Genomic DNA, 18,161 nt, shown 5'->3' with positions numbered 1-18,161 from the left:
AAGGCGCCTATTGTTCCACACGGGTCGTGGCCCGCAAGTGATGCAGGTCATCGCCGCGGCGGATCTCCAGTTCCAGATCCCAGTTGCCGGGCAGCGGCAGGCTCAGCTCGACGCGGTAGACCCCGGGCCCGGTCTCGGTCATGCGGAAGTCGACGTCCCGGCGGGTGTCCGAGGGCCGCATGAAGACCCCCTGCACCTCGGCACCGGTCAGCGGCCGTCCGTTGCGATCCAGCACCTTGACCTGGAACAGGCCGGGCTGGCCGGCCCGCACGCCGCCCAGCCAGCCCTTGTGCACCACCCAGCCGCGCGCCTGCTGACGGCGCATCTGTTCGAGAAAGGCGTTGTAGCGCAGCTGCTGCTTCTGGTAGTCACGCGAGACCACGCCGGGAAAGGCCGAGGTCACCTGCTCGCCCGGTACCCGGGGACGCGGCAGCAGGACCTCGGACAGCGGGCCGGGCAGGCCGCGGCTGGCGATCACCACCAGCACGCCGTCGAACAGCACCAGCACCACGAAGAAGGCGATGATGCCGGCCGGTCCCCAGTGGAACCAGCCCCGGCCGCCACCGTGCGTCGCCAGCCGTGCCTCGCGGTTGGCAACGATCAGCCCCAGCGCATAGGCAGTGACCAGATAGATAGCGACATGCAGGCCGACCACGTCGCCGCCGGGCCAGTCGAGCACCGCGTAGGGCAGGTACAGGGCCAGCGCCAGCAGCGCGACCAGGACCGCGGCCGGCTTGGCGGCGAAGCCGCCGAAGGCGCGCAGCAGCACGAACAGCAGCAGCTGGAGGGTGACACCGACAGGCAGGGTGATGAGCAGTTCCATGAGCCCCCTCAGCGCGCCTCCGGCAGGTAGAACATGGCCGGCTCCTGCAGGGGCGTTCCCGCCGCCGGGTCGAGCGGCGTCAGCACGAAACGGAATGCCTGGCGCCCGCTCCGGGCCACTGCCGGGCGCAGCCGCACCCGCGCCAGCAGGCGCAGGCTCTGCTCCGGCGCCAGCTCGATGCCCTGCACCTGGCCGAGATCGAGTTCGGCGCCCACGAGGCCCTCCAGCTCGAGGCGCAGGGCCAGCCGGCGGTCGGTCTTGTTGTTGATCTTGATCTCGTAGCTGTTCTGGATGCGACCGTCGGAGAGCATCACCGCCAGCGGCTGGCGCACCTGGGCCACGCTCAGTTCCAGCGGCGCCTGGCCGATGATGCTCGCCGCCAGGGCAGCGATGGCCGCCACCAGGACCAGCGCATAGCCGATATTCTTCGCCTTGAGCAGGCGCGTCTTCCCGCCCCGCTGCGCCTTCTCCGAGGTGTACTTCACCAGGCCGCGCGGCCAGCCCAGCGAATCCATGATGGTATCGCAGGCATCGATGCACAACGCACAGGAGATGCACTGGTACTGCAGGCCATCGCGGATGTCGATGCCGGTCGGGCAGACCTGCACGCAGAAGCCGCAGTCGATGCAGTCACCGACACCCGCCGCCTGGCGCTCCTCGGCGGTCTTCAGGCCACGCCTCACCCGCTGCCGGCCGGCCGCGCCCTCCCCGCGTTTGCTGTCATAGGCCACCACCAGGGTGTCGCGGTCGAACATCACCCCCTGGAAACGCGCATAGGGACACATGTAGGTGCACACCTGCTCCCGCGCCAGACCGGCCATCACATAGGTGCCCAGGGTCAGCAGCAGGGTCGTGGCATAGGCTGCAAAGGGCGCCTGGCCGGTGAAGAAGTCCCGCACCAGCTGCGGCGCATAGCCCCAGTAGAGGGTGAAGGTCAGACCGGTGGCGAAGGCGACCAGCAGCCACAGCAGGTGGGTAAGCAGCTTCTTGCGGATCTTTTCCGCCCCCCAGGGCGCCCGGTCGAGGCGGATGCGCGCCACCCGCTCGCCCTGCAGCTTGCGCTCGATGAACAGGTAGACGTCGGTCCACAGCGTCTGGAAGCAGAAATAGCCGCAGAACACCCGGCCGGCCAGACCGGTGACGAAGAACAGCAGCAGGGCAGCGATCACCAGCAGCCCGGCCAGCCAGAAGATGTCCTGGGCGTGAACCACCAGATCGAAGAGATAGAAACGGCGCCCCTCGATGTCGAACAGCACGGCCTGGGGCGGACCGACGCGGCGTTCCCAGGGCAGCCAGGGCAACAGGAAATAGGTGCCGTAGGCGAGCAGCAGGATCGCCGTCTTCAGGCGCCGGAAGCGGCCCGCCACCGAGCGCGGGTAGATCCGGACCCTCGACTGGAAGAGCTTGTCGGTTCCGCTATCGACCATGTCCATCCTGTCGAAGATGCAGCGAGCCAAACGGAAACCGGGGCGATGTCGCCCCGGTGGTTCCGCGCCAGCACCGCCCGCGGCGGCCCGCCCTCATCGCCTACTGGCCGCCGCCCAGCTCGTGGACATAGACGGTGAGCAGCTTGATCTGGGTCTCCCCGAGACGCGCCTTCCAGCTCGGCATGACTCGCGACACGCCGTTGCGGATCACCTGCTTGACCACGGCCAGTCGGCCCTCGAGGTCGTTCTGCCCGGGTACATCGGCGATGGTCCAGATGCTGTCGGTCAGGTTGGCGGCACCCTGGGACTTCAGGCCGGTACCGGCCTTGGTATGGCAATAGTAGCAACCGCCGCCCTCGCCGGTGAACAGCTCCCGGCCACGCGCCGCGCGCTCGGCGTCGACCTCCTGGCCGGAAAGGCTGAGCACGAAGCTCGCCAGGTCGTCCAGCTGCTCCTCGCTGAAGGCACGGCCGAAGGCCGGCATGAAACCATTGCGCCCCCCGCTGATGGTCTGCTGGATGTCCTCCACCCGGCCGCCCCACAGCCAGTCGTCGTCGGCCAGGTTGGGGAACAGGCCGATCACCCCGCCGCCACCGCTGCCGTGACAGGCGGCGCAGTTGTCGCCGAACAGCCCCTTGGCCACCGAGCGGGTGAAGGCCATCATCTCCGGATCAGCGAGGATCTGCTCGTAGCTGGCAGCCGCGACCCGCTGCAGATAGGCCTGCATGCGCCGCGCCTCCTCGCCCTCCTGCATGTCCTTGAGCAGCAGGGCACGGGTGTTCCAGTGGCTGCTGCGCTGTTCACCGTCGACCTGGTAGCTGATGGTGTTGAACAGACCCTTGGTATAGTCGCGCCCCACCGGCCAGGCGGGATAGATCACCCAGTAGATGATGGCGAAGGCCACCGAGGCATAGAAGCCCCACAGCCACCAGTTGGGCAGCGGGTTGTTGAATTCCTGGAGATCCCCGTCCCAGACGTGACCTGTGGTCTGAACCTTGTCCTGCTGCTTGTTCGCGTCACTCATCGCCTTCTACCTTCTTGGTCGCCGCCGGGGCCGGATCATCGTCCTCGAACGGCATGTACTTGTAGGATTCCAGTCGTTCCTTGCGCTGCCTGCCGGTGAAGACGTACAGCAGGATGCCGCTGAAGGTCGCAAAGAAGATCAACAGCGCAACCACCTTGCTGTTCTCGAAGCGACCGATCCAGGCCAGGAAATCCGCCATCCGTCTTACCTCCGCGGGCCGCGGGCAGTCTGCCCGACGGCCATCCGCTCAGCGGAACTCCGCAAAATAGCCTTCGTCATAGCGGCTGAAATCGACCATGGTACCCAGCACCTGCAGATAGGCGACCAGGGCATCCATCTCGGTGAGCCGCCGGCGATCGCCGTCGTAGTTGCCGGCCTCGGCCTGGGCGAGCAGGTTCCGCTCGGCATGGACGATGTTCAGCCGCTCGGCGATCTCCGGCCCGAACTTCTCCACATTGGCCTCGTATTCCTCGCGGGTCTCGGAATAGGGCACGCCGGTCTTCTTCAGGGCGCGCATGCGGTCGGCCACGTCGGCATACTGCAGCTCGTTCTCCAGCAGCCAGGGATAGTTGGGCATGATCGACTCCGGCACCACGGAACGCGGCCGGTTGAGGTGCGCCACATGCCACTCGTTGGAATACTTGCCACCGACCCGCGCCAGGTCGGGACCGGTACGCTTGGAACCCCACTGGAAGGGATGGTCGTACTGCGATTCGGCGGCCAGTGAATAGTGGCCATAGCGCAGCATCTCGTCACGGAAGGGACGGATCATCTGCGAGTGGCACAGGTAACAGCCCTCGCGCTGATAGATGTCGCGGCCACGCAGCTCCAGCGGCGAATAGGGCCGCACCCCCTCCACGTCCTCCACCGTGTTGTTGATGTAGAACAGCGGCACGATCTCCACCAGGCCGCCGATGCTGATCACCACCAGGGTCAATGCGATCAGCAGACCGGCATTGATCTCCAGGGTTTCATGCTTGAAGAAACTCACTGTCTGTATCCTCCGCTAGATTCAGGCGCCGGCCGGCTTGGCAGCGGCCTGGGCATCGATGGCGGGCGCGCCGGCCCGGGCACGGCGGATGGTCATGCCGATATTGAAGGCCATGACCAGAATGCCGGCGACGAAGAAGGCGCCACCCAGCGAACGCACCACATAGGGCTTGTGCAGGAAGCTGACCGTCTCGATGAAGGTGTAGGCCAGCGAACCGTACTCGTCGAAGGCACGCAGCAACAGCCCCTGGCCGATACCGGCCACCCACAGTGCGGTGATGTAGAGCACGATGCCGATGGTGGCCAGGAAGAAGTGGACGTACACCAGGCGCTGGCTGTAGAGCCTGGTGTCATACAGCCGCGGGAACATGTGGTAGAAGGAGCCGAAGGAGACCATCGCCACCCAGCCCAGGGCACCGGAGTGCACGTGGCCGACCGTCCAGTCGGTGTAGTGGGACAGGGCATTGACGCTCTTCAGCGACATCAGCGGCCCCTCGAAGGTGGACATGCCGTAGAACGACAGCGAGGTGATCAGGAACAGCATGATCGGATCGCTGCGCAGTTTGTCCCAGGCTCCGGACAGGGTCATGATGCCGTTGATCATGCCGCCCCAGGAGGGCAGCAGCAGCATCACCGAGAAGGTGGCGGCCAGGGTCGAGGTCCAGTCGGGCAGCGCCGTCCAGTGCAGGTGGTGGGCACCGACCCACATGTAGAGGAAGGACAGCGCCCAGAAGTGGACGATGGACAGCCGGTAGGAATACACCGGCCGGCCAGCCTGCTTGGGCACGAAGTAGTACATCATGCCGAGGAAGGCAGCGGTGAGGAAGAAGCCTACCGCGTTGTGGCCGTACCACCACTGGGTCATGGCATCCTGCACCCCGGAGAACAGGCTGTAGGACTTGAGGCTGAACAGCCCGACCGGCACCGCCAGGTTGTTGAAGATGTGCAGTATGGCGGTGGCCAGGATGAAGGCGATGTAGAACCAGTTGGCGACGTAGATGTGCGGCTGCGAGCGGCGCCGCAGGGTCTGCACATAGACCCAGAAATAGGCCACCCAGACCACGGTGATCAGCAGGTCGATGGGCCATTCGAACTCGGCGTATTCACGCGACTGGGTGATGCCCAGCATGTAGCTGATGGCACCCATGGCGATCGCCGCCTGCCAGCCCCAGAAGGTGAAGTTGGCCAGGCTGTCGCCGTAGAGGCGGGTCTGGCAGGTGCGCTGCACGACGTAATAGGACGTCGCGAACAGGGCGCTGCCGCCGAAGCCGAAGATCACCAGGGTGGTGTGCACCGGGCGCAGCCGGCCGAACGTGATCTGCGCGATGTCGAAATTGAGGGCTGGATAGGCCAGCTCCAGGGCCGCGTACAGCCCCGCGCTCATCCCCAGCACCCCCCAAACCAGCGCCATTACCGCAAACTTGCGGATCACCGCATAGTTGTACTGCTGCTCAGTGCCGGTCGCTGCACCCTCTGCCATGGCCTGCCTCTCGATTGCTTGATGTTGTTGGATGGAAACCCCTGCCAAAAGGGGGCAAATATCACAACATTCTAATATAGATTTTTTTGATCGACAAGGGTCAGCCGGGGCCGGTTTCGTCAAGCCACAGGCAGCGCGCCACATCAGCCACCTCCGCCCCCTCCAGCCAGGGCACCACACCGCGCAGCGGCGGCGACAGGCGTGCGCGCAGGGCATGCAGATTGGCTTCCGCAGCCGCGAAGACCGGCTCGACCTGGTTCGCCACCCAGCCATACCAGGGCAGGCCGCGCGCCTCGACCGCCGCCGCGGTGAGCAGGGCATGATTGAGGCAGCCGAGCCGCATCCCGACCACCAGCAGCACCGAGGCCGCCAGCTCCGCGGCCAGGTCGGCCAGCATCAAATGCTCGCCGAGCGGCACCGCCCAGCCGCCCACGCCCTCCACCACCACCACGTCGGCCTCGACCGCCAATGCGGCACAGGCCTTGCGCAGGGGTTCCAGGCGGATGGCCTCACCGGCCCGCTCGGCGGCGAGATGGGGCGCGATCGGCGGCTCGAAGGCATAGGGATTGAGCCGTTCATAGGGGATGGGAAAGGAGGCGGCGGCCTGCAGGGCCAGGGCATCGGCATTGCGCAGGCCCTGGGGGGTGCGCGCGCAGCCGGAGGCGACCGGCTTCATGGCGGCAACCCGCAGCCCCGCCGACTTGAGGCGCTCGATCAGGCCCAGGCTGATCCGCGTCTTGCCGATGCCGGTGTCGGTGCCGGTGACGAAGATCACCCGCGGCAGGCCGGCAGGCCGCCCCACGCTCATCGCCGCCGCAGCCCCTCTACAGGGATGCACACGCTGCCGTCTTCCGCCCGCAGCCGACTGTCCTCCGGCGCCCAGGCATGACCGTAGACGACCTCGTAGCTGGCCGGCAGCCGGCCTTCCCGGCGGCGGGCCTCGTAGTTGGCGGCGAAGGCCTGCCAGCGTGCCTTTCCGGTCAGGCCGCGCGGCCGGCCTTGAATGACGTTGTGCGCACCGATGTCGCGGATGTCGGCCAGCAGGCTGCGCAGGTCGGCATAGGTAAGCGTCAGCAGCTCGCGATCCATCACCGGCCCGGCCAGACCGGCGCGCAGCAGGGCATCGCCGACCTCGTGCATGTCGGGAAAGCGGTTGACGTGCGGGATGGCGTCCACCGCCGCCCAGGCCTCGCGCAGCTCGCAGAGGGTATCCGGGCCGAAGCTGGTGAACAGCAGGGCACCGCCCGGCCGCAGCACGCGCCGGAACTCGGCGAAGGCGGCATCGAGGTCGTCGACCCACTGCAGACAGAGGTTGGAGAGGATCATGTCGATGCTGGCATCGGCGAGCGGCAGGCATTCGGCGTCGCCGCACACCGGCAGCGGCCGGCGTCGCCAGCCGCCACGGCGCCGCGCCCGTGCCAGCATCGGCTCGGCAATGTCCAGCGCCACCACCCGCGCGCCGCGGTAACGGCGCAGCAGGCCCTCGGCGATCTGTCCGGTGCCGCTGCCCAGATCGAGCAGGGTCGCCGGGCGCAGCCGCAGCAGCGCCAGCCGCTCCAGCAGGCGCTCGCCGATCTCGCGCTGCAGTACGGCACCGGCGTCGTAGTCTGCCGCCGCGGCAGCAAAGGCGCGGCGCATCTGGCGCTTGTCGATCCGCTGCCCCTCGTTCATGCCAGCAGGGCCGCGGCAGCGGCGACGAATTCACCGGGATGGGAGAGGAAGGGAGCGTGGCCGGCAGCGGGCAGAGACTGCACGCGCAGCGCCGGACACAGCCGCGCCAGATCGCCGGCCACGCCCGCCGGCACCAGGGCATCGCGCCCGCCGAACAGGGCCGCCAGCGGCACCTCCAGCCGCGTCAGGGCCGAGCGCAGGTCGCAACCGGCCAGGATCGCCAGCCCGCCGGCCAGCGCTGCCGGCACAGGCGCAGGGGCCTCCACCAGCCGCCGGCGCAGGGCGCGCAACACACCCGCGTCCGGGGCACCGCGCGCCACCAGCGACAGGAAACGACGCAGGGTGGCCGTGCGTTCCGTCGCCAGATCCCGACCGAAGCCGGCCAGCACCTCCGGCTGCATGGCGTGCGGCCAGTCGGCATCGGCCACGAAGCGTGGACTGCTGGCCACCAACAGCAGGCGATCCACCCGCTCCGGAGCGGCCAGGGCCGCACCCAGCGCCAGCATGCCGCCCAGCGACCAGCCCAGCCAGGCGGCCCCGGCCGGCGCCGCCTCGAGCAGCGCCCCGACCACGGCATCGAACTCGAACTCGCCAGTCAGCGGACTGCCGCCATGCCCCGGCAGATCGATGCAGTGCAGCCGGAACTGCCGGCCCAGCGGCTCCAGCAGCGGCGCCCAGACGCCGCTCTCCAGCCCCCAGCCATGCACCAGCACCAGGTCGGGGCCACGGCCGCTGCGCTGCACCGCCAGGCTCACGCCACCCGCCCCGCGCCGGCCGCATCCAGCGCCGCCAGCAGGGTATCGACCTGGGCCTCGCTGTGCGCGGCCGAGAGGCTGATGCGCAGCCGGGCGCTGCCCTCCGGGACCGTCGGCGGACGAATCGCCGGGACCAGGATACCGGCCGCCAGCAGCTGCTCGCTGAGCGCCAGGGCGGCCCCCGCCTCCCCCACCAGCAGCGGTTGCACCGGGGTCGTCGAATCCATCAGCGGCAGCCCCAGCTCGGCGGCACCGGCACGCAGCCGGGCGATCAGCGCCCGCAGCCGCTCGCGACGCCAGTCCTCGCCCTGCACCAGGGCCAGGCTGGCCAGGGTCGCCTCGGCCAGTGCCGGCGGCGGGGCCGTGGTATAGATGTAGGGACGGGCCTGCTGGATCAGGGTCTCGATCAGCGCCTCGGAACCGGCGACGAAGGCACCGAAGGTACCGAAGGCCTTGCCCAGGGTGCCGACCAGGATCAGATCGTCCGTCTCCGGCACGAGGCCGGCATGCGCCAGGCTGCCGCGGCCGCCGGGGCCGAGCACCCCCAGACCATGGGCGTCGTCCACCAGCAGGCGGGCATCGTGCCGGCGCGCGGCGGCAAGCAGCGCCGGCAGCGGGGCGAGGTCACCGTCCATGGAAAAGACCCCGTCGCTGGCCACCAGCCGCTCGCTGCTGCCGGCCGCGGCCAGCCGCGCCTCCAGGTCGGCGGCATCGGCATGGCGGTAGCGCAGCAGCCGCGCCCCGCCGAGCCGGGCACCGTCGAGCAGCGAGGCGTGATTGAGCCGGTCCTCGAACACCCGGTCGCCGCGTCCGGCGAGGGCGCTGATGACCCCGAGATTGGCCATGTAGCCGGTGGAGAAGAGCAACGCGCGGGGGGCGCCGACGAACTCGGCCAGCGCCTCCTCCAGGGCCTCATGGGCCCGGCTGTGGCCGCTGATCAGGTGCGCCGCGCCGGCCCCGGTACCCCAGCGTTCGGCACCGCGGGCCAGGGCCGCGGCGATCTGCGGATGAGCGGCCAGGCCGAGGTAATCGTTGCTGCAGAAGGCCAGCAGGCGCCGCCCGTCGACCTCGATCTCGGCAGCCTGCGGACTGCCGACCCGACGCCGCTGGCGGTAGAGGCCGGCCGCGCGGCGCGCGGCGAGGGGAGCGGCGAGGTCCTTCATCGGACGCGGCGGCGCCCTCAGAGGGGCTTCAGGCCGAGCCGCTCGAACAGGCGCCGGTCCTGGTCGGTGTCGGGGTTGCCGGTGGTGAGCAGCTTCTCGCCATAGAAGATGGAATTGGCGCCGGCCAGGAAGCACAGCGCCTGCAGCTCGTCGCTCATGGATTCGCGACCGGCGGAGAGGCGCACGTAGGATTTCGGCATCAGCAGCCGGGCCACCGCCAGGGTGCGCACGAACTCGAAGGGGTCCGGCGGCTCGACCTCGGCCAGCGGCGTACCCTCGACCCGCACCAGCAGGTTGACCGGCACGCTCTCCGGGTGGCGCGGCAGATTGGCCAGCGCCTGCAGCAGGCCGGCGCGGTCGGCGCGCGACTCGCCCATGCCGACGATACCGCCGGCGCAGACGTTGATGCCCGCCTCGCGGACGTGACGCAGGGTATCGAGCCGGTCCTGGTAGGTGCGGGTGGAGATGATCTCGCCGTAGAAGTCCGGCGAGGTGTCCAGGTTGTGGTTGTAGTAGTCCAGGCCGGCCGCCTTGAGGCGGGCCACCTGGGCCTCGCTGAGCATGCCCAGGGTGAGGCAGGTCTCCAGGCCCTCGGCCTTGACCGCACGCACCATCTCCAGCACCGGCTCCAGATCCCGGTCACGGGGACTGCGCCAGGCCGCGCCCATGCAGAAGCGGCTGGCGCCTCGCGCCCGCGCCTCGCGGGCCGCGGCCACCACCTCTTCCACCGGCAGCAGCCGCTCGACGTCCAGCTCGGTCTTGTAGTGGGCGCTCTGCGGACAGTAGGCACAGTCCTCGGGGCAGGCGCCGGTCTTGATCGACAGCAGGGTGCTGATCTGCACCGCGTTGGGATCGAAGCCGGCGCGATGCACCTGCTGGGCCCGGAACAGCAGGTCGTTGAAGGGCAGCCCGAAGAGTTCGAGGATCTCCTCCCGCGACCAGTCGTGGCGCAGGCCGTCTGCCGCCTGCCGCTCGGCCAGCGGGGCGCTCATGCCTGCACCTCCCGCAGCAGACGCTGATCCTCCCAGCTGTCCCGGTAGATGCGCAGCAGGTCGCGGATCGACCAGGGCAGCAGGATCAGCGCCGCCAGCGCCCAGGCGATGAGGTAATAGCTGAGATCGACCGGCAGGAACATGGCGGCGGCGACGAAGAAGCCGGTGATGCCATAGAAGCGATAGGCTGCCTGCTGGGTATAGTGGCCGACCTTGGGGTTGGGATGGTGGCGGTTCATGGCATAGACGAACATCGAGGCCCCCAGCCAGAAGATCAGCAGCGGGAAGGGCAGCAGCAGGGAGACGATGTTGCCCCAGTTGAACAGGGCGGCCGCGTTGCGGGCACTGCGGCCCGTGATCAGCTGCACCGGCGCGGCGGAATCGGTCATCGGCGACCCGGCCAGCCCGGATATGTCACCGGGACGCCCTGAAATTGGCATCGTTGTTCGATCGTTCGACATGTTGCAGCCTTATCGCTGAAGGCACGCCTTGTGCCCGTCGGGTTATCCGCTTTTCCCCTGGTGTAGACTGGAAAACGGGCGAGCGACTATCGCCCGAACGGATTCCACTGTCAACCGGGATGGACCCCGATGGTTTACAACTGGCTTGAGGCGCTCCAGCTGCGGCTCTGGGTCCCGCACTGCCTGCTCTGCGGCGGGCCGGGCAGCGACGGCCTCGACCTGTGCAGCGGCTGCCGCCGGGAGCTGCCGCGGCCGGCGGCAGCCTGCCCGCGCTGCGCGACGCCCCTTCCGGCCGGAACCGGTGACCGCCCCTGCGGGCGCTGCCTGCAGGCCCCGCCGGCCTTCGACGCTGCCCGCGCCGCCCTGCTCTACCGGCCACCGGTCGACAGCCTGATCACCGGCCTCAAGTTCGCCACCCGCCTGGCCCATGCCCGGCTGCTGGGCGAACTGCTCGCCGAGCGTCTGGCGGCCGAGCCCCGCCCCGACTGCATCCTGCCCGTGCCCCTGCACCCGGCACGGCAACGCCAGCGCGGCTTCAACCAGGCCATCGAGATCGCCCGCTTCAGCGCCCGCCGGCTCGGCCTGCCGCTGGAGCTGGACAGCTGCCGGCGGCTGCGTGCCACCCTGCCCCAGTCCGGCCTGTCGTCCGGCGACCGCCGGCGCAACCTGCGCGGCGCCTTCGGGCTGCAGCGTCCGCCCGCCGGCCGCCACATCGCCATCCTCGACGACGTCATGACCACCGGCAGCACCGCCGATGCCCTGGCCCGGGTGCTGAAGGCCGCCGGCGCCGAGCGGGTCGAGCTCTGGGTCTGTGCCCGCACCCCCGGCCACGATTCACGCTGAGGCGACTGCGGGAATCGATACGCGCCGGGCCGATCGCGGCCTCAGCCGGCGCGACCGAGATAGTCGAGGACGATGCCGACGAACACCGCGGCACCGAACCAGTTGTTGTTGAGGAAGGCCGCGAAGCAGCCCTCGGCATCCCGCCGGCGGATCAGGTACTGCTGATAGAGGGCGAACCCCGCCGCCAGCAGCAGGCCGAAATGGTACAGCAGACCGAGGCTGGCCAGCCGCCCGGCCAGCACCAGGCCAAGCAGCACCAGCAGCTGCAGCACCCCGATCACCAACCGGTCCGCCTCGCCGAACAGGATGGCGGTGGACTTGACGCCGATCTTCAGGTCGTCCTCCCGGTCGACCATGGCATACATGGTGTCGTAGGCCGTGGCCCAGAGCACGTTGACCGTGAACAGCAGCCAGGCGAGGCGCGGCACCTCACCGGTCTGGGCCGCGAAGGCCATGGGGATGGCCCAGCCGAAGGCCGCTCCCAGCACCACCTGTGGCAGCCGGGTGTAGCGCTTGGTGAAGGGGTAGAGGGCGGCCAGCGCCAGGGCGCCGAAGGAGAGCAGCACGGTCAGGCGGTTGAGCGTCAGCACCAGTGCGAAGGCGGCCAGGCAGAGCACCGCGAACAGCAGCAGCGCCTCGCGGGGGCTGACCCGGCCGGCGGCGATCGGCCGCTCGCGGGTGCGCCGCACGTGGGGGTCGATGCGGCGGTCGGCGAAGTCGTTGATCACGCAGCCGGCGGAACGCATCAGCACCACGCCGGCGACGAACACCAGCAACACCTGCAGGTCGGGCAGGCCACCTGCGGCCATCCACAGGGCCCAGAGCGTCGGCCACAGCAGCAGCAGAATGCCGATCGGCCGGTCGAGCCGCATCAGCAGGTAGTACTGGTACAGCCGCTCGCGCAGCGCCGCCGGCGTCATCGCCTCAGCCCTCCCCGCAGCCGCTGACGCCCGGCAGGAAGATCTCGCTCACCAACAGCGGCTTGCCGCCGAGACGGAACACCGAGCGCCGCCCCCAGACCTGCGCTGGCGGCCGTTCCAGACCCTCGACGGCATGTGCCCAGGTGAGGGTGCCGCGGGGGATGGCGGCAATCTCCACCGGTTCGCGACGCATGCCCGGGTCGGCGAACAGGAAGGCCCCCAGCGGACGCTCGCCGAGGCGGGCGAGCCGTCGCTGGGGGCCGCTCAGGGTCCGGCGGGGAATCACCGTGCGGGCGAACACCCAGGGCCGCTCGTCGCACAGCAGGTGCACCTCGCGGATCAGCGCCAGCTGCCGGGGCGCCATGCCCAGCGCCTGCGCCTCATCCAGCAGCGGCCGGGCCCAGCCCTGGAACTCCAGCCGTACCCGGAACCGGCCGGGACAGGCCTGCTGCAAGCGCCGGGTGAGGGAAGCGGGGTCGAGCAACCAGCGGCGCAGCCGCGCATCCAGCGCGGAACGCAGTCGGCGCTGCGGAGGCGCCCAGTGCAGACCATGCAGCAGATGACGTGTCACGGGATATCAAGCACATCGGTAGCGGGACAGGCCCGGGATTATCGCACGAATCGCGACGCCCGGGCGGCGCCGGCGGTCACACCTCGCCGTAGCGCAGGCGTTCGCCCAGCCAGCGGCGGATCAGCGGCGCGACCCGCTGCGGATGGCGCTCCAGCAACAGGCCCGCGACCTGCTCCACCCGCGGCAACTGCGCCTGGTCGCGCAGCAGATCGGCGATGCGCATCTGCAGCAGACCGGTCTGGCGGGTACCCAGCACCTCGCCAGGACCACGCAGTTCCAGGTCGCGGCGAGCGATCTCGAAACCGTCGCTGGTCTCGCGCAGCACGGCGAGCCGTTCCCGCGCCAGGCGCGACAGCGGCGGGTGATACATCAGCACGCAACTACTCTGCGCCGCGCCGCGCCCGACCCGGCCGCGCAGCTGGTGCAGCTGGGCCAGCCCCAGGCGCTCGGCATTCTCGATGATCATCAGCGAGGCATTGGGCACATCGACGCCGACCTCGATCACCGTGGTGGCGACCAGCAACTGGATGTCGCCGGCTTTGAAGGCCGCCATCACCGCCTCCTTCTCCTGCGCCTTCATGCGCCCGTGCACCAGGCCGACCCGCAGCCCGGGCAGGGCCTCGCCGAGCTGCTGCGCCGCGTCCTCGGCCGCCTGGCACTGCAGGGCCTCCGACTCCTCGATCAGGGTGCAGACCCAGTAGGCCTGCTGGCCACCGGCGCAGGCCCGCTCCACCCGCTGCACCACCTCGGCCCGGCGGCTGTCGGGAATCACCACCGTCTGCACCGGCTGTCGGCCCGGCGGCAACTCGTCGATCAGCGAGGTGTCGAGATCGGCGTAGACGGCCATCGCCAGGGTCCGCGGGATGGGGGTGGCGGTCAGGGTCAGCTGATGCGGATGCCACTCGCCGTGGCGCCCCTTGTCGCGCAGCGCCAGCCGCTGATGGACACCGAAGCGATGCTGCTCATCGACGATCACCAGCCCCAGACGGGCAAAGGTCACCTCCTCCTGGAACAGGGCATGGGTGCCGACCACCAGGGGGGCCGAGCCGTCGGCGATCGCGGCCAGGGCATCGCGCCGGGCACGCCCCTTGGTCTTGCCGGACAGCCAGGCGACCTCCAGCCCCAGCGGCGCCAGCCAGGCGGCAAAGGTCCGGCAGTGTTGCTCGGCAAGCAGTTCGGTGGGCGCCATCACCGCGGCCTGGGCACCGGCCTCCACCGCCTGCAGCGCGGCCAGCACGGCGACCAGGGTCTTGCCCGAGCCCACGTCGCCCTGCACCAGGCGCAGCATGGGGTGGGGCCGCTGCAGGTCCGCCTCGATCTCCGCCGCCACCCGCCGCTGGGCGGCGGTGGGCAGAAAACCCAGCCCCTCCAGGAGCTGCGAGCGCAGCCGGCCGTCACCGGCCAGCGGCAGGGCGCGGGTCTGCTGCGCCCGCTGGCGCAACTGGCGCAGGCTGAGGTGATGGGCCAGCAGCTCCTCGAACACCAGCCGCCGGCGTGCCGGATGGCCATCCGCCAGCAGGGCCTCCAGCGGTGTCTCCGCCGGCGGCCGGTGCATGACCGCCAGCGCCTCGGCGAGTCCGGGCAGGCCAAGCCCCTCCAGCAGCTCCGACGGCAGCCAGTCGGGGAGGGCATCCGGATCGGCAGCGAGCAGGGCCAGCGCCTGCTCGGTGAGACCGCGCAGGGTCAGCTGGTGCACACCCTCGGTGGTGGGGTAGATGGGCGTCAGATGGGTCTCCACGGCGGGCGGCGCCGCGTCCGAGACCGCCTGGTATTCGGGATGGATCATCTCCAGGGTGGCGCCACCGGCACGGATCTCGCCATAGCAGCGCAGCCGGACACCGCGCTGCAGGCTGGCCTGCTGGCTGGCATTGAAATGGAAGAAGCGCAGGGTGAGCTGGCCGGTGCCGTCGCCGAGCCGCACCAGCAGCATGCGGCGCCGGCCGAACTTCACCTCGGCCAGCTCGATGCACCCCTCGACCACCGCCTGGTCACCGGGGCGCAGACTGCCCATGGGCAGGATCCGGGTGCGGTCCTGATAGCGCAGCGGCAGGTGGAACAGCAGATCCTGCACGCTCTCGATGCCGAGCCGCGCCAGCTTGCCGGCCATGCGCGGCCCCACGCCCCGGAGCGCGGTCACCGGCAGGCGGTCGAGGCTGGGTGCCGCCTCCCCGCGTGGCATGCGGTCCAAGGGCTCCTAGCCCAGCACCATCACCGCATCCATCTCCACTGCGGCATCCTTGGGCAGACTGGCGACACCGATCGCGGCCCGCGCCGGATAGGGCTCGGCGAAGTAATCGGCCATCACCTGGTTGACCAGCGGAAAGTGGGCCAGGTCGGTGAGAAAGACGTTGAGCTTGGCGATGTCGGCCAGGCCGCCGCCCGCTGCCTCGCAGACCGCGGCCAGGTTGTCGAAGACGCGGCGGATCTGCGCCTCCATGTCGCCCTCGACCAGCTGCATGGTCTCCGGCACCAGCGGAATCTGGCCCGACAGATAGACGGTCTGGCCGCACTTCACGGCCTGCGAATAGGTGCCGATGGCCTGCGGCGCACGGTCGGTGGATATGATCTCTCTTGCCACTGCTGACTCCTCTGCGGGATGGGTTCAACCCTTGATGCGCGAAACGCGCATCACCTGGGGGATGTGTCGGATCTTGCGCATCACGGCGGCCAGGTGGCGCCGGTCGCGGACACTGATGGTGAACACCAGGGTGGTGTTCAGACCGTCGCGCTCGCCGATGTCGACGTTCTCGATGTTGGAGCCGAGATCGGCGATGGCCGCCGCCACCGTGGCCAGCACACCGCGCTGGTTGGCGACCTCGACCCGCAGCTCGGCGGCGAACTCGCCCTGCGGCTCGGCCTCCCATTCGACGTCCAGCCACTTCTCCGGCTGGCTGCGGAAGTCGGCGACGTTCTTGCAGTTCTCGCTGTGGATGACGATGCCGCGCCCGGCGCTGACGAAGCCGATGATGGGGTCGCCGGGGATCGGCCGGCAGCACTTGGCGAAACTGACGACCATGCCCTCGGTGCCCTTGATGGCCAGCGGCACCGGCGGCTGGCGCGGCGTCGCCCCGCTCTCGCCCTCCTCCGCCATGCCGGCCAGCTGGCGCGCCACCAGCAGCGGCATGCGGTTGCCGAGCCCGATGTCCTCCAGCAGCGCCTCCAGGGAATCCAGGCTGCACTCCTCGACAAAGGCGTCGACCCGCCCCGCCGGCAGGCTGTCGAGACTGAAGCCAAAGCTGGCCAGCGCCTTCTCCAGCAGCCGCCGGCCGAGCTTGCCGGCCTCTTCGTGGCGCAGGTTCTTCAGATGATGGCGGATGTTGGCGCGCGCCTTGCCGGTGACCACGAAGTTGAGCCAGGCCGGGTTGGGATGGGCGCCGGGCGCGGTGATGATCTCCACCGTCTGGCCGTTCAGCAGCGGGGTGCGCAGCGGCGCCAGGCGGCGGTCGATCTTGGCCGCGATGCAGCTGTTGCCGACCTCGGTGTGCACGGCATAGGCGAAGTCCACCGCCGTGGCGCCGCGCGGCAGCTCCATGATCTCGCCCTTGGGCGTGAACACGTAGACCTCGTCCGGGAACAGGTCGATCTTGACGTTCTCCAGGAACTCCAGCGAGTCGCCGGCGCTCTTCTGCATCTCCAGCAGCTCGCGCAGCCACTCGCGGGCCCGCGCCTGGGCACCGTTGCCACCGTCGCCGGTCTTGTACAGCCAGTGCGCAGCGATCCCGGCCTCGGCCACCCGATCCATGTCCTCGGTACGGATCTGCACCTCGATGGGCACACCGTAGGGGCCGAACAGCACCGTGTGCAGCGACTGGTAGCCATTGGACTTGGGGATGGCGATGTAGTCCTTGAACTTGCCGGGCACCGGCTTGTAGAGGTTGTGCATGATGCCCAGCACCCGGTAGCAGGTATCGGCCTTGTCGACGATGATGCGGAAGGCGTAGACGTCGGACACCTCGGAGAAGGACAGGCCCTTGGTCTTCATCTTCAGGTACAGGCTGTACAGGTGCTTCTCCCGGCTGCGCACCTGGCCCTCGATCTGCTCCTGCACCAGGCGGCGCATGATCGCGGTCTCGATCTTGGAGAGGATCTCGCGGCGGTTGCCGCGCGCCCGCTTCACCGCCTCGGCCAGCACCCGCGAACGCATCGGATAGAGCGCCGCGAAACCGAGGTCCTCCAGCTCCAGGCGCATGCTGTTCATGCCCAGGCGGTTGGCGATGGGGGCATAGATCTCCAGCGTCTCGCGGGCGATGCGGCGCCGCTTGTCGGGACGCATCGCCCCCAGGGTGCGCATGTTATGCAGCCGGTCGGCCAGCTTGATGAGGATGACGCGGATGTCCTTGACCATGGCCAGCATCATCTTGCGGAAGTTCTCCGCCTGGGCCTCGGCCTTCGACTCGAAGTGGATCTGGGTCAGCTTGCTGACCCCGTCGACCAGCTCCGCCACCTCGGCACCGAACAGCCGCTCCAGCTGTTCCTTGGCGGTCGAGGTGTCCTCGATGACGTCGTGCAGGATGGCGGCCATGATGCTGTTGGCATCCATGCGCATCTCGGCCAGGATGCGCGCCACGGCAATGGGATGGTAGATATAGGGTTCGCCGGAAAGGCGGTGCTGCCCCTCGTGCGCCTCGGCGCCGAACAGGTAGGCACGGTAGATGTCGCGCACCTGCTCCGGCTGCAGGTAGCGCTCCAGCTTGCTGCACAGGTCACTGATCAGGTAACGCTGATCCTCGGCCTGCACGCTGTCCTCGGGAGTGGCTGCCATCGGCGCCCGCGGCGTCCCCTGTGTCGATTCGATGGTGGTCATGAGACCGCCCGTGCCCGGCAGGGAACGGACGGCTCATTGCATCATAGGATAAAGCGCGGTCAGCCGACAGGGGCCGGCTGCGGGCAGGAGAGGGGGGCTCCGCCGGGAATGCTGCGGGGAATCAGCCGGCGTCCGGGGTTTCCTCGCCGCCGGCCTCGGCCTCGCCCTTCCCGGCGGCGGGGGCCTCGGCGGCGGGGGCCTCGCCCTCTTCGCCGGCGGCCTCTGCGGTCACGGCCG

General features: G+C 69.4%; 18 protein-coding genes. 1 reads left to right on the top strand and 17 read right to left on the bottom strand.

What is annotated here, in order from left to right:
• Positions 1-7: 7 nt before the first annotated feature.
• The 12 genes from QVG61_RS01210 to QVG61_RS01155 all read right to left on the bottom strand — a co-directional run bounded on the left by QVG61_RS01210 (position 8) and on the right by QVG61_RS01155 (position 10,714).
• Positions 8-823 carry a FixH family protein gene (locus tag QVG61_RS01210; RefSeq protein ID WP_289931491.1) on the bottom strand — a complete coding sequence of 272 codons (816 nt, stop codon included), beginning with the start codon at positions 821-823 and terminating at the stop codon, positions 8-10.
• A gap of 8 nt (positions 824-831) precedes the next feature.
• Complete coding sequence (ccoG, locus tag QVG61_RS01205; protein WP_289931490.1) at positions 832-2,250, bottom strand: cytochrome c oxidase accessory protein CcoG; 1,419 nt, start codon at positions 2,248-2,250, stop codon at positions 832-834.
• A 100-nt stretch (positions 2,251-2,350) separates the two neighbouring features.
• A complete protein-coding gene (gene ccoP / locus QVG61_RS01200; protein WP_289931489.1) occupies positions 2,351-3,274 on the bottom strand; it encodes a cytochrome-c oxidase, cbb3-type subunit III in 924 nt (307 codons plus the stop codon).
• Positions 3,267-3,473: a cbb3-type cytochrome c oxidase subunit 3 gene (locus tag QVG61_RS01195; protein WP_289931488.1), complete on the bottom strand. Its 207-nt coding sequence runs from the start codon at positions 3,471-3,473 to the stop codon at positions 3,267-3,269. Before QVG61_RS01195 ends, ccoP begins: the two co-directional genes overlap by 8 nt.
• A gap of 48 nt (positions 3,474-3,521) precedes the next feature.
• Positions 3,522-4,265, bottom strand: coding sequence for a cytochrome-c oxidase, cbb3-type subunit II (ccoO, locus tag QVG61_RS01190; protein ID WP_289931487.1), 744 nt, complete (start codon positions 4,263-4,265; stop codon positions 3,522-3,524).
• Positions 4,266-4,286: 21 nt separating this feature from the next.
• Positions 4,287-5,744: a cytochrome-c oxidase, cbb3-type subunit I gene (ccoN, locus tag QVG61_RS01185; protein WP_289931486.1), complete on the bottom strand. Its 1,458-nt coding sequence runs from the start codon at positions 5,742-5,744 to the stop codon at positions 4,287-4,289.
• 100 nt (positions 5,745-5,844) lie between these two features.
• A complete protein-coding gene (gene bioD, locus QVG61_RS01180; protein ID WP_289931485.1) occupies positions 5,845-6,552 on the bottom strand; it encodes a dethiobiotin synthase in 708 nt (235 codons plus the stop codon).
• Entirely contained in the window at positions 6,549-7,415 is an 867-nt protein-coding gene (gene bioC, locus QVG61_RS01175) for a malonyl-ACP O-methyltransferase BioC (RefSeq protein ID WP_289931484.1), read from the bottom strand. The genes bioD and bioC overlap by 4 nt, the downstream gene beginning before the upstream one ends.
• Positions 7,412-8,170 carry a pimeloyl-ACP methyl ester esterase BioH gene (bioH, locus tag QVG61_RS01170; protein ID WP_289931483.1) on the bottom strand — a complete coding sequence of 253 codons (759 nt, stop codon included), beginning with the start codon at positions 8,168-8,170 and terminating at the stop codon, positions 7,412-7,414. The genes bioC and bioH overlap by 4 nt, the downstream gene beginning before the upstream one ends.
• A complete protein-coding gene (gene bioF / locus QVG61_RS01165; RefSeq protein ID WP_289931482.1) occupies positions 8,167-9,333 on the bottom strand; it encodes an 8-amino-7-oxononanoate synthase in 1,167 nt (388 codons plus the stop codon). Before bioF ends, bioH begins: the two co-directional genes overlap by 4 nt.
• 17 nt (positions 9,334-9,350) lie before the next feature.
• Positions 9,351-10,325 (bottom strand): biotin synthase BioB, encoded by a 975-nt coding sequence (bioB, locus tag QVG61_RS01160; RefSeq protein ID WP_289931481.1) that lies wholly within the window; start codon positions 10,323-10,325, stop codon positions 9,351-9,353.
• A complete protein-coding gene (locus QVG61_RS01155) occupies positions 10,322-10,714 on the bottom strand; it encodes a hypothetical protein (RefSeq protein ID WP_289931480.1) in 393 nt (130 codons plus the stop codon). The genes bioB and QVG61_RS01155 overlap by 4 nt, the downstream gene beginning before the upstream one ends.
• 201 nt (positions 10,715-10,915) lie before the next feature.
• On the opposite strand from QVG61_RS01155, the gene QVG61_RS01150 reads away from it, so the two are divergent.
• Positions 10,916-11,629 (top strand): ComF family protein, encoded by a 714-nt coding sequence (locus tag QVG61_RS01150; RefSeq protein ID WP_289931479.1) that lies wholly within the window; start codon positions 10,916-10,918, stop codon positions 11,627-11,629.
• Positions 11,630-11,670: 41 nt separating this feature from the next.
• Here QVG61_RS01150 and ubiA read toward each other — a convergent pair whose 3' ends face one another.
• The 5 genes from ubiA to spoT form a co-directional block, all read right to left on the bottom strand.
• A complete protein-coding gene (gene ubiA, locus QVG61_RS01145; protein WP_354671173.1) occupies positions 11,671-12,549 on the bottom strand; it encodes a 4-hydroxybenzoate octaprenyltransferase in 879 nt (292 codons plus the stop codon).
• Positions 12,550-12,553: 4 nt separating this feature from the next.
• Positions 12,554-13,120, bottom strand: a complete 567-nt coding sequence (locus QVG61_RS01140) for a chorismate lyase (protein ID WP_289931478.1) — start codon at positions 13,118-13,120, stop codon at positions 12,554-12,556.
• A 76-nt stretch (positions 13,121-13,196) separates the two neighbouring features.
• Complete coding sequence (gene recG, locus QVG61_RS01135) at positions 13,197-15,299, bottom strand: ATP-dependent DNA helicase RecG (protein WP_289931477.1); 2,103 nt, start codon at positions 15,297-15,299, stop codon at positions 13,197-13,199.
• 15 nt (positions 15,300-15,314) lie between these two features.
• Positions 15,315-15,698 carry a RidA family protein gene (locus tag QVG61_RS01130; RefSeq protein WP_289931476.1) on the bottom strand — a complete coding sequence of 128 codons (384 nt, stop codon included), beginning with the start codon at positions 15,696-15,698 and terminating at the stop codon, positions 15,315-15,317.
• Between the two features lie 24 nt (positions 15,699-15,722).
• Positions 15,723-17,882 carry a bifunctional GTP diphosphokinase/guanosine-3',5'-bis pyrophosphate 3'-pyrophosphohydrolase gene (spoT, locus tag QVG61_RS01125; protein WP_289932670.1) on the bottom strand — a complete coding sequence of 720 codons (2,160 nt, stop codon included), beginning with the start codon at positions 17,880-17,882 and terminating at the stop codon, positions 15,723-15,725.
• Positions 17,883-18,161 lie beyond the last annotated feature (279 nt).

The sequence above is a fragment of the Thiohalobacter sp. IOR34 genome (assembly GCF_030406045.1).
Lineage (GTDB): Bacteria > Pseudomonadota > Gammaproteobacteria > Thiohalobacterales > Thiohalobacteraceae.
This window is presented reverse-complemented; position numbering and strand designations above follow the sequence as displayed.

Excerpts from the sequence above, each read along its gene's own strand:
- recG (WP_289931477.1), bottom strand. The coding sequence starts at position 15,299 with ATGCCACGCGGGGAGGCGGCACCCAGCCTCGACCGCCTGCCGGTGACC.
- bioB (WP_289931481.1), bottom strand. The coding sequence starts at position 10,325 with ATGAGCGCCCCGCTGGCCGAGCGGCAGGCGGCAGACGGCCTGCGCCAC.
- ubiA (WP_354671173.1), bottom strand. The coding sequence starts at position 12,549 with ATGACGCCGGCGGCGCTGCGCGAGCGGCTGTACCAGTACTACCTGCTG.
- QVG61_RS01210 (WP_289931491.1), bottom strand. The coding sequence starts at position 823 with ATGGAACTGCTCATCACCCTGCCTGTCGGTGTCACCCTCCAGCTGCTG.
- spoT (WP_289932670.1), bottom strand. The coding sequence starts at position 17,882 with ATGGCAGCCACTCCCGAGGACAGCGTGCAGGCCGAGGATCAGCGTTAC.
- ccoG (WP_289931490.1), bottom strand. The coding sequence starts at position 2,250 with ATGGTCGATAGCGGAACCGACAAGCTCTTCCAGTCGAGGGTCCGGATC.
- QVG61_RS01155 (WP_289931480.1), bottom strand. The coding sequence starts at position 10,714 with ATGACCGATTCCGCCGCGCCGGTGCAGCTGATCACGGGCCGCAGTGCC.
- bioF (WP_289931482.1), bottom strand. The coding sequence starts at position 9,333 with ATGAAGGACCTCGCCGCTCCCCTCGCCGCGCGCCGCGCGGCCGGCCTC.
- ccoP (WP_289931489.1), bottom strand. The coding sequence starts at position 3,274 with ATGAGTGACGCGAACAAGCAGCAGGACAAGGTTCAGACCACAGGTCAC.
- QVG61_RS01150 (WP_289931479.1), top strand. The coding sequence starts at position 10,916 with ATGGTTTACAACTGGCTTGAGGCGCTCCAGCTGCGGCTCTGGGTCCCG.
- bioC (WP_289931484.1), bottom strand. The coding sequence starts at position 7,415 with ATGAACGAGGGGCAGCGGATCGACAAGCGCCAGATGCGCCGCGCCTTT.
- ccoN (WP_289931486.1), bottom strand. The coding sequence starts at position 5,744 with ATGGCAGAGGGTGCAGCGACCGGCACTGAGCAGCAGTACAACTATGCG.
- bioD (WP_289931485.1), bottom strand. The coding sequence starts at position 6,552 with ATGAGCGTGGGGCGGCCTGCCGGCCTGCCGCGGGTGATCTTCGTCACC.
- QVG61_RS01195 (WP_289931488.1), bottom strand. The coding sequence starts at position 3,473 with ATGGCGGATTTCCTGGCCTGGATCGGTCGCTTCGAGAACAGCAAGGTG.